Origin of the sequence: Streptomyces telluris, from assembly GCF_024519335.1 — a bacterium.
GTDB classification, from domain to species: domain Bacteria; phylum Actinomycetota; class Actinomycetes; order Streptomycetales; family Streptomycetaceae; genus Streptomyces; species Streptomyces telluris.
In genome coordinates, this window is sequence record NZ_JANIID010000005.1 from 301,814 (window position 1) to 307,813 (window position 6,000).

Here is a 6,000-nt window from a genome sequence, read left to right on the forward strand (position 1 = left end):
GCCCAGCCTTGCCCTACCTATCGAGATTCGATAGATTCCCATCGTATCTCGATGCAAGGATGGGTCATGGGAAAGCTGGCAGTGCGCGCGCTGCGCGCCGTGCTCGTGGTGGTGCTCACCGGCACCGTGTTCGTACAAGCACTGATGGCGTGGGCGTTGATCAGCGGGAACGATCCGGAGGACGGGTCACTCCCGCTGACCCCGCTGCGCGTGATCACGATCCTGGGCATCGGGACGGCCCAGGCCGCCCTGGTCTGCGTCTGGCGACTGGTAACGATGGTGCGCCGCGGAACCGTCTTCTCCCACGCCGCCTTCCGGTACGTGGACGTCATCATCGGCGCGATCGTTGCGGCTGCTCTTCTGTGGTTCACGGTCACCGCCCTCAATGCGCCCGGCCAGCGGGACGATCCGGGCGTCACCCTCATCATGGGCGGGATCGGCGTGGCCATCCTGGGAGTCGCCCTCATCGTGCTCGTGCTGCGAATGCTGCTCGCCCAAGCCGTCGCCCGTGACGCCCAAGCGACGCAGATGCAGGCGGAGCTGGACGAGGTGATCTGATGCCGATCACCGTCGACATCGACGTGATGCTGGCCAAGCGGAAAATGTCCGTGGGCGAACTCGCAGACCGCGTAGGCATCACGCCCGCCAACCTGGCGGTACTCAAAAACGGCCGCGCCAAGGCAGTGCGCTTCACGACACTCGCCGCACTCTGCGACGTGCTCCAGTGCCAGCCGGGCGACCTGCTCCGCTGGGAGCCCGAGGACACCGCAGGCGAATGAACCGCGCCTGCCGGCGCGCCACCGCCGACCCCGTATGCACCCGTTCCGACGGCGGTTGATGGGTCAACGTCTTCCAGGCTCTGGGAGAGCTGCTCCGGCACCAGCCCCAGGTGACCATCGTCAAGCTTGCCGGGATGGCGCGCGGGGGAGGGGCGGAGTTCGTCACGGCCGCGGACATGGGTCGGCAACGCGCCCGCCTTCGGCGGGCCGTTCTCGTTTCCTCAGGTGGCCCAGGGCAGCCGCACGGCTTCGATCTCCGTATCACCGACCAGGGCGTCGATCAGCGCCGTGGGCCCGACGACCTTGGTGCCCCACAGGTCGTAGTCGGTGTAGACGATCCACGAGCGGTCCTCGGGCCACAGGTTGGACGGACTGAAGTCCGGCTCATCGATGTCGTACAGCGCCTGCGCGTCCCCCAGGCGCCCCGAGAGGACGTGCAGGTTGTCGAAGTCGAAGGTCCGCATCATCAGCGGGTTGTAATAAGCAAGGCAGCAGGTGTCCGGGCCGGCCGGGCTGTACCGCTGCAGGATCTCGATCAGCCGGTTCCAGGTCTCCCTGTCCAAGCTGCCCTCCGTCGGCGGCCGGATGCCCACCGGCCAGCTCCCGTCCTCCGCGCGGCCGTCCGGCGCGCTGTGGAACGAGGGACAGTGGTCCTCCTTGACGATCGGATCGCCGGTGCGGCGCGCAAGCTCCGCCCAGCGCAGCCGCCGCCAGCCGGGACCCGGATGCTCCGCACGCCCCAGCCCACCGCCCGTGACCGTTCCCACCTCGAAGTCGATGCCGTGGAAGACGGCGGGCTCGATGCTGCCGTCCGCCAGTCCGGCCTGTCGCACCTGATGATGCGACACTGGCCCCGGCCCCTGTTCATGCTCGTACATCGCGTTCAGTACCCAGGCCGCGTCCGGCATGCCAGGCGGAGGGAACCCGGTGGAGCCCTCGTCCTCGCACAGCTTGACGAGCCAGTCGGTCTCGGCAGAGGGCGCGATCTGCCACAGGGCGGATATCTCGGACACGAGCCCCATCTTCTCACCCGCTGTCCGCCACCACCGACTTAGAGGAGCTAACAGAAAGCTCGGATGCGGCGGTAGGTGATGACGCAGCAGGCGAGTTTCAGGAAGGCTTCGTGGACGTCGTCGCGGATCTCCCAGCGGATCCGCAGCCGGCGGAAGCCGTGGATCCAGGCATTCGTGCGCTCGACCACCCAGCGGACGGTACCGAGCCCGGAGCCGTGAGGTGTTCCACGTCGTGCGATGACGGGCTTGATCCCACGCTTCCGCAGCAGCCTGCGGTACTTGTCAAAGTCGTAGCCGCGGTCGGCGAACAGCTGCCGCGGGCGGTGGCGGGGCCTGCCGGTGCGGCCCCTGATATGCGGAATCGCGTCGAGCAGAGGCAGCAGCTGAGTGACGTCGTGCCGGTTCCCGCCGGTGAGCGTGATGGCCAGCGGGGTGCCGTGCGCGTCGGTGATCACGTGGTGCTTCGAGCCCGGTCTGGCACGGTCGACCGGGCTCGGCCCGGTTTTGGGCCGCCCCGACGTGCCTGCCGGTGCGAGCCATCGATCACCGCCCGCGACCAGTCCAGCTTCCCGGCCTGGTGCAGCTCGGTCAGCAGCACCTGGTGCAGCCGATCCCACACCCCGGCCTCGTTCCAGTCCCGCAGCCGGCGCCAGCAAGTCATCCCCGAACCGAAGCCGAGCTCCTGCGGCAGCCATTCCCACTGGATGCCGGTATGCAGCACGAACAGAATCCCCTGCAGACACCGCCGGTCATCCAGTGGCAGCCGCCCGGCGTTACGTGACCTGCGCTCACGAGCCGGCAGCAGCGGCTCAAACCGCCCCCACAAGTCATCCGTCACCACCCACGGCGGACGCTTCCCCATGACACACCCAACGAGTCACCACAGACAGAGGCAATGGCCACACGCAGGCTTTCTGTTAGCTCCTCTTACTCCTGCTGCCGCGCCGCGGCCGGAAGACAGGCCGCCGGGAACCGATCTCTCGCTCGCCGGGAAACGATCTCTGCGAGCCGTCCTGCACAGCAGGTCACTCCGGTCGGCGTATCGCCCGGTTCGGCAGGGTTACCGGCCAGGTACGGCGCTCACGCTACGAGTACGAGGAGGCCAAGGCGCTCAACACCAGCAGGCCACCAGGATATGCAGGCAGGCCCTCACAAGAGCCGGCCTGCCGACTCCAGTCGGACAGGCCAAGGGCCGCTACTACGTAGCCGGACCCGCATTCGCCGAGAAAGCCCCGGCCACTGCTCGACGGCCCCGCAGCATCACCCACCCCTACGCCGCACAGTGAACCAGCCGGCAACGGTGGCACGACGCGCATCAGCCCTGTCAGACGTCGGCGTCCGGTGCGGAGCTCCTTCCGCCACGTCCGGGGATCTCTCAAAGCTGCTGCGGGGACCCGCCGGATACCCGCGACGAACTCCGCTGACCGCACGCCTGCCGCCTCGCTGAGGGGCTGATGCCGTGGCAAGGCGCATGCCCGATGCCTGTCGGCTCAGGTGTTGAGTGCGTGCCCGGTCGTTGAGTCCACGTGGGCCGGGACCTCGTCGTGGCGATCGCCTACGGTCAGTGTCCCGGTGGGCTCGAACATGAGGATGGCGGCGCCGGACGGAGCGTAAGGCTTGTGCTCTGTGCCTCGGGGGACGGTGAAGACCGCCCCCTGGGGGAGCAGGACCGTGCGCTGGCCACCGGGCTCGCGCAAGGAGATGTGCAGCTCGCCGTCGAGTACCAGGAAGAACTCGTCGGTGTCGCCGTGCACGTGCCAGATGTGTTCGCCCTCGACCTTGGCGATGCGGACGTCGTAGTCGTTGACGCGCGTGAGGATGCGGGGGCTCCACAGGGCATCGAAGGAGGCCAGAGCCTTACTCAGGTGGATGGGTTCATTGCTCATGGGCTCATCCTGGGCCGTCTCGCACAGCCGGCGTGAGTGCTAGGAATTGCACATGGCGAAAGAATCCTCGCACGCAGTTCACGCGGCGGGCGCACACCGGGTCGTCGTGATCGTGGACGAGAACTCCAACCCCTTCGAGCTCGGCTGCGCGACCGAGATCTTCGGCCTGCGCAGACCGGAGACCGGCCGCGACCTCTACGACTTCAGGCTCTGTTCCCCCGAGCCCCGCACGTTGATGCGAGACGGGTTCTTCACACTCACGGGAGTCGCCGGACTGGAAGCGGCCGACGCGGCGGACACTTTGATCGTCCCCAACCGCCCCGACACCGACGTGCCCCGCCGCCCCGCCGTACTCGATGCCGTCCGACGGGCGCACGCACGCGGTGCGCGCCTGGTCGGCTTCTGCAGCGGAGCCTTCACCCTGGCCGAGGCCGGAGTCCTCGACGGGCGCCGGGCCACCGCGCACTGGCAGTGGGCCGATTCCTTCCGGGCCCGCTTCCCCTCGGTCCACCTCGAATCAGACGTGCTGTTCGTGGACGACGGCGACATCCTCACCGCCGCAGGGAGCACGGCCGCACTCGACCTCGGACTGCACATGGTCCGCCGCGACTACGGCGCGGAGATCGCCAATTCCGTGAGCCGACGCCTGGTCTTCGCCGCACACCGGGACGGCGGCCAGCGGCAGTTCGTGGAGCGCCCCATGCCCGACCTGCCGGACGAGTCCCTGGCGCCCGTCCTGGCCTGGGCCCAAGAACGCCTGGACTCACCGCTCACGGTCTCCGACCTCGCAGCACGCGCGGCGGTCAGCCCGGCGACACTGCACCGCCGCTTCCGCGCACAGCTGGGAACAACACCGCTGACGTGGCTCACGGGGGAACGACTCGCCCTGGCATGCCGGCTGATCGAGCGAGGTGAGTCCCGCTTTGAGGTGGTCGCACGACGTAGCGGGATCGGCACGGCCGCCAATCTGCGCACGCTGATGCGCCGCGAGACCGGCATCTCTCCATCGGCATACAAGGCCCGGTTCGGGCCGCAGACGAATGGATAGCGGGGCGCTCCCCTGCCACGCAGCATAGGAAGACGGGCTGACAACCTTGCCGGGGCCGGTTTTCACCGGAGGCACTGCCGACTGCCCGGACCCAAGGTCCTTGCTCGACGGGGTAGCGCCGCCCTGCGCCACGGGTGGCGGCATGTGCAGGTGAAGGCCCACGCCTCTCTGTCCGGCATGTTGCACGCCGCGGAGTCCCTCAGAGCGCCGTACACGGCCTCCGTGCAGGGCTGACCCGGGGCTTGAGGAGTCCGGTGAGGAAGGGTGGCCGGGCACGAACCCCAGGCCGGTCGGCGGAGCAGCTGTTCGGTGATCGGGAGCAGCGACAAATTCCGCCGAGGGTCTGCTCGAACTGTACGAAGGCAGGGGACGCAGCGGCCGGCTGCACCAGCGCTGACGGCAGCCCCGCGGGGCGGGCGCGCCGCCAACGCCCGGAGCGCGTCGGTCGCCATGGACGCCCCGCCGCCTGGTCCGGTCCTCGGCCAGGCCCGGCGCGCGGCGGCACGGGACGCGGGCAGCGCCGAGAAGAGCCGTTCCTATCTCATGCCCTCCCCGCACGTCCTCGCCGACGGCGAGGACCGCTACAGCGATCCCGTCAAGAACTCGGTGGGACACATCGCACTGAGCGCACTGATCCTCGGCGTGGAGAACCCTGCCTTCCGCGCGGCCCTCTCCCCGGAAGAGGCGGCGGCTGTAGAGGTAGGGAAGAGAACGTGCGTGTGCTCTCCAGGAGTAACGTAAGCCGGGTCTATGTGAAGCTGTGTGGGCTCGGGTCGCGGACAAGATCCGTACATGGAACGAGGCCCCGGGTGCGGGAGCCGGAGTCCTAGCCGACACGACACAATCGTCCCGCCGCCGCGCGGCCCGCTACCAGTAACGGTATCCATCCCGCCTTGAAGCACCGGCGTGACCCAGGAGGCGGGGTGCGGCCGGCAGAGGCGGAGGTTGGCCGGCCCGAACGCCGTCCACAGGCGGTTTGCGCCGGTGTCGAGCTAGGTGGCGTGCTCGTCGGCCTGGTCGAGAATGACGTCGGCCTGCCGCTGCGATGGCGGCCTTGCAGGCTTCGATCGACCGCGCTGGCGAGGGCGGCAAGGAGGCCGGCACACCGGCGGCTGGGAAGGCCGCGGCGAGGAGGTCCTCGGCGAAGGAGACGCATGTCAAGAAGGCGGCGGCGAAGAAGACGGCGAGTGGGCGGAAGCGGCGGGCCGGGTGAGGCGAGCACGCTATTCGCACAGGAGTACGATTGAGTCACGATGGCTGAAACCTTTGACTTC

At 68.7% G+C, this 6,000-nt stretch carries 7 protein-coding genes; 4 read left to right on the plus strand and 3 right to left on the minus strand.

Annotation, left to right across the window (positions count from 1 at the left end):
• Nucleotides 1-66: 66 nt before the first annotated feature.
• Entirely contained in the window at nucleotides 67-558 is a 492-nt protein-coding gene (locus NQU55_RS08630; RefSeq protein WP_168092306.1) for a DUF2975 domain-containing protein, read from the plus strand.
• A complete protein-coding gene (locus NQU55_RS08635; protein ID WP_168092307.1) occupies nucleotides 558-779 on the plus strand; it encodes a helix-turn-helix domain-containing protein in 222 nt (73 codons plus the stop codon). The genes NQU55_RS08630 and NQU55_RS08635 overlap by 1 nt, the downstream gene beginning before the upstream one ends.
• 221 nt (nucleotides 780-1,000) lie before the next feature.
• Here the strand turns inward: NQU55_RS08635 and NQU55_RS08645 are convergent, their stop codons facing one another.
• The 3 genes from NQU55_RS08645 to NQU55_RS08655 form a co-directional block, all read right to left on the minus strand.
• Nucleotides 1,001-1,792, minus strand: a complete 792-nt coding sequence (locus NQU55_RS08645; protein ID WP_256790186.1) for a hypothetical protein — start codon at nucleotides 1,790-1,792, stop codon at nucleotides 1,001-1,003.
• Nucleotides 1,793-1,839: 47 nt separating this feature from the next.
• Nucleotides 1,840-2,654, minus strand: a protein-coding gene (locus NQU55_RS08650) for an IS5 family transposase (RefSeq protein WP_240976270.1) whose coding sequence is annotated in 2 segments (ribosomal slippage) — nucleotides 1,840-2,297 and nucleotides 2,297-2,654 — 816 coding nt in all. Because the reading frame shifts where the segments join, the coding sequence is not laid out codon by codon here.
• 628 nt (nucleotides 2,655-3,282) lie between these two features.
• Entirely contained in the window at nucleotides 3,283-3,678 is a 396-nt protein-coding gene (locus NQU55_RS08655) for a cupin domain-containing protein (protein WP_168092309.1), read from the minus strand.
• 52 nt (nucleotides 3,679-3,730) lie between these two features.
• On the opposite strand from NQU55_RS08655, the gene NQU55_RS08660 reads away from it, so the two are divergent.
• Nucleotides 3,731-4,726, plus strand: coding sequence for a GlxA family transcriptional regulator (locus tag NQU55_RS08660; protein ID WP_256790187.1), 996 nt, complete (start codon nucleotides 3,731-3,733; stop codon nucleotides 4,724-4,726).
• Between the two features lie 450 nt (nucleotides 4,727-5,176).
• Nucleotides 5,177-5,467, plus strand: coding sequence for a hypothetical protein (locus NQU55_RS08665; RefSeq protein WP_240977097.1), 291 nt, complete (start codon nucleotides 5,177-5,179; stop codon nucleotides 5,465-5,467).
• Nucleotides 5,468-6,000: the final 533 nt, after the last annotated feature.